The organism is Candidatus Nanosynsacchari sp. TM7_ANC_38.39_G1_1 (assembly GCF_004138385.1).
In genome coordinates, this window is the sequence record NZ_PQNZ01000064.1 from 1 (window position 1) to 3629 (window position 3629).

General features: G+C 46.5%; 5 protein-coding genes. 4 read left to right on the plus strand and 1 reads right to left on the minus strand.

Annotated elements, in window-relative coordinates; translation table 11 throughout:
• The 4 genes from G1ANC_RS03865 to G1ANC_RS03880 form a co-directional block, all read left to right on the plus strand.
• The coding region (locus tag G1ANC_RS03865; protein ID WP_164998027.1) for an NUDIX domain-containing protein at positions 1–356 on the plus strand (356 nt) is incomplete at its 5' end.
• A gap of 32 nt (positions 357–388) precedes the next feature.
• Positions 389–1738 (plus strand): serine hydrolase, encoded by a 1350-nt coding sequence (locus tag G1ANC_RS03870; protein ID WP_129693686.1) that lies wholly within the window; start codon positions 389–391, stop codon positions 1736–1738.
• Positions 1739–1748: 10 nt separating this feature from the next.
• The gene (locus G1ANC_RS03875) at positions 1749–2288 is read left to right on the plus strand and encodes a class IV adenylate cyclase (protein WP_129693687.1); all 540 of its coding nucleotides are present in this window, start codon (positions 1749–1751) and stop codon (positions 2286–2288) included.
• Between the two features lie 97 nt (positions 2289–2385).
• Positions 2386–3078: an aspartate/glutamate racemase family protein gene (locus G1ANC_RS03880; RefSeq protein WP_129693688.1), complete on the plus strand. Its 693-nt coding sequence runs from the start codon at positions 2386–2388 to the stop codon at positions 3076–3078.
• Between the two features lie 207 nt (positions 3079–3285).
• On the opposite strand, the gene G1ANC_RS03885 is transcribed toward G1ANC_RS03880, so the two are convergent.
• Positions 3286–3629 (minus strand): VIT1/CCC1 transporter family protein (locus G1ANC_RS03885; protein WP_195157093.1); only part of this gene is annotated, 344 nt, incomplete at its 5' end.

Genomic DNA, 3629 nt, shown 5'->3' on the forward strand with positions numbered 1-3629 from the left:
AGCGTGTGCTACTGATGTATTATCCGCACGATGATGGCTTTGGCTTGCCGGGCGGACATATTGACGCTGGCGAAACGCCTGACGTGGCGCTAGAGCGAGAGCTGCGCGAGGAGCTGGGTATCACCATCGATGCGACACCGGCTGATTTCTATATGCGCTATCCGCGAGGTAGTGCCGTCAAAGACCATAAAATTATTCTTGGCTACACGGCTATGGTTGACGGTAACATCGAAATACCGGACCGAGCGTGTGATGGCGGCGAGGAACGTATAGTTTGGCTGACGCGAACAGAAGTCGAAGCTACTGACAAAATTGCGCCAGGCTACCGGGATTTTGTGCTGAAGTGGTGGCCATAAGGAATGTATATCTGAGGAGGTGTAAATAAGTTATGAAATCAATTCCTAAACGAACGCTAAAGTTCACTGACTCATGGCTAATGCTGCGCAGCCAGTGGGCGCGCTGGCCGGGATTTACGGTGGCGATAGCCAAAGACGGCGAGGTGGTTTTTCATAAAGCCTACGGTCTGGCAAATATAGAACACAACGAAACATTAACGACCGATCACCTCTTTCACGTCGCCTCACACTCAAAAACTTTTACCGCCACGGCCGTAATGCAGCTACAAGAGCGCGGCAAGTTACGCATCGATGACTTAGTGACGGCACATCTACCGTGGCTGGCGCAGCATAGCGACCAGCGTTGGCGTGACGTAACCTTGCGTCAATTGTTGAGCCACTCAGCAGGCGTGATTCGTGACGGCCAGGCGTCAGGCTTTTGGCAGTTTCAAGGAGCATTTCCAAATGAAGATGAATTCAAGCAGCAAATCATGAAGTCAAAACTGGTGTTTGAGCCAAATTCTGAGTTCAAGTATTCCAATTTTGGTTTTGGTTTGCTCGGTTTGGTGATTGAGCAAGCTAGCGGCAAATCGTACGCTGATGTTGTGGCGGAAAATATCATCATGCCACTTAACTTAACACAAACCGCTGCGGAATATTCGCCGGATTTACAAATGGCAACTGGCTACGGTAGGTTTGATTTACGCCAGCAGCGCCGTCCGTTTCAGCACATCACAACTGGTGTATTGCAGCCAGCCACGGGATTTTGCTCAACGGCGCATGACTTGGTAAAATTCTTTGCTGCGCTGCAAGTCGGCTCAGGCAAACTATTGAGTGATGCTTCCAAACGGGAAATGCAGCGCCCATCGTGGCAAGTTGCTGATGATGCGAATGCAGGTAGCTACGGGCTGGGCTTGGATATAAAAAAGGATAAAAGCAGCAAGCGGATTGTCGGTCACAGTGGTGGCTGTCCAGGATTCATCAGCAATACGTGTTTACAGCTTGATGGTGGAATAGCCGTTTCGGTGTTGGCGAACGCGTATGATACAGCGCCAGCAATGATTACAAATTCGATACTAGAAATTATTGATCAATTTGGTGATGCTTCTGATAAAAACCGTCGCAAGTTTGAAGCGCGGTTTGCCAATGATTATGGTGTGTATGAAGTCGTTGATACGGCAAAAGGCTTGAGGGGCTTATGGTCTAATGATTGGCAACCATTCAACATGGCTGAAGAACTGGAAATAGTCGATGACGCCACTCTAAAAATTGCAAAAAGCAGTCATTTTAGCTACTTTGGCGAGCTGATGAAGTATGAGTTTGATGACAAAAATAAACCTTCCGCCATGTACCGCAGCGGTGCCAAGAATTACGTGAGCCAAGATGGTGATATGAGATTATGAAAGGATTTTTGTGTCAAACATAGAGTATGAAGCTAAAATATACGATGTTATCCCAGCTGATATTGCGGTAAAGTTGGCGAGGCTTGGCGCCAAAGAGATTGGTAGTTATAATTTCCGCCGTTATGTATTTGATACAATTCCGGTAACACCAAATCGCTGGGTCCGGTTGCGTTCTGATGGGCAACACGCTACTCTGACTGTCAAAGAAATAACCGCCGAGGCTATTGATGGTACTCACGAATGGGAAGTTGAAGTCTCTGACCTAGAAACGACACTGGAGATACTAGCAAAGATTGGCATCAAACCACGTGGCTATCAAGAAAACAAACGGCAAGAATATAACCTTGGTGGCGTCCAGGTCGTCATTGACCGCTGGCCAAAGCTAAAACCTTACATTGAGATAGAAGGTAATAGCGCGAAGGAAGTGATAAATACTGCGAAACTTTTGGGCTACGCCGAGGATGATTTGACGATGAAGAGCACTTCCGATTTGTATAAAGATGTCGGCATGAATATCGAGAAACTTGCAGAATTAAGGTTTGATGAATAAACAGTGTGCGAATATATTATAAAGATCTCTTGTTGAGGTGGTTGTTCGGTGTGATATTAGTTGTTATAATTAACACAAATTAATTTGTGGAGGTAGTATGAAGACCATCGGTATGATTGGCGGTATGAGCTGGGAGTCATCTCAGGAATATTATCGTATCATTAATGAGAAAACCAAAGAAATTATGGGCGGGCTACACTCAGCAAAAAGTTTGTTATTCTCGTTTGACTTTCATGAAATTGAGGAACTACAGGCCAAAGGTAATTGGGCGCAACTAACAACTATGATGATTGATGCAGCACGGCAACTGCAATCAGGCGGTGCGGACTTTTTATTGATTTGTACTAATACTATGCATAAAATGGCGGATGATATCACGGCACAAGTTGATTTACCACTGCTACATATCGCGGACGCTACGGCAGAGCAGATTTTGTCACACGGTTTTTCGAAGGTTGCACTGCTTGGCACGAAATTTACCATGGAACAGGATTTTTATAAGGGCCGTTTGCAAGATAAATTTGGCTTGGAAGTTATTGTACCAAACGAAGCTGATCGTCAAATTGTTCATGACGTGATTTACAATGAATTGTGTGTTGGTGATATTAACGACCAATCGCGCCAGGAATACCGTCGCATTATTGCCGAGCTTCAGGCTCAAGGCGCAGAAGGCGTTATTCTTGGCTGTACCGAGATACCGTTACTCATCCGACAAACTGATGTCGAACTACCAATCTTTGACACCACTTGCATTCATGCCGAGGCGGCGGTGGAGTTTGCAAACAGATAGCTATATTGCACAATAAAAGAATCCTTTATTCCAGACAACTGCCGCTTACATAAGAATGTGCAAGAACCTTACATTCTCAAAAGAAATCTTGTATCTCATACGGTTAGCTAGACCGAGTGCGGTTACTTATTAATGATAGCTGCAGGTTAACGCGCTGAAATACCGCCATCACCTCAACGACTTCATTTTAAAATTACTCGCTGTTCACTACAATTTAACGCCCAACCACGCCGCCAATACATCGCCGGCAAAGTAGGCCAGTCCAGCGGCGACTGCGCCGAGGAGAAGGGTGATGGCGGCTTCTCGCCACGGCGACTGATTGCCAACTTTGCCTTTAGTGAAACCAATCGCCAGGAAAGCGACCGCTGTCAGTGCAGAGCTGACATAAAATAGGCTGGTGCTTGGCGTTTTTAAGCTGGCGACCACGTCGACCAGGTAGGGTAATACCGGCACGCTACCCACGGCAACAAAGGCCAAAAACGTAACTGCACCAATGATTTTGGGCGAAGCCCGTTTTTGGGTGTCGCGGGCTGATTCTTCGTGCTCAGCGC

Excerpts from the sequence above, each read along its gene's own strand:
- G1ANC_RS03870 (WP_129693686.1), top strand. The coding sequence starts at position 389 with ATGAAATCAATTCCTAAACGAACGCTAAAGTTCACTGACTCATGGCTA.
- G1ANC_RS03880 (WP_129693688.1), top strand. The coding sequence starts at position 2,386 with ATGAAGACCATCGGTATGATTGGCGGTATGAGCTGGGAGTCATCTCAG.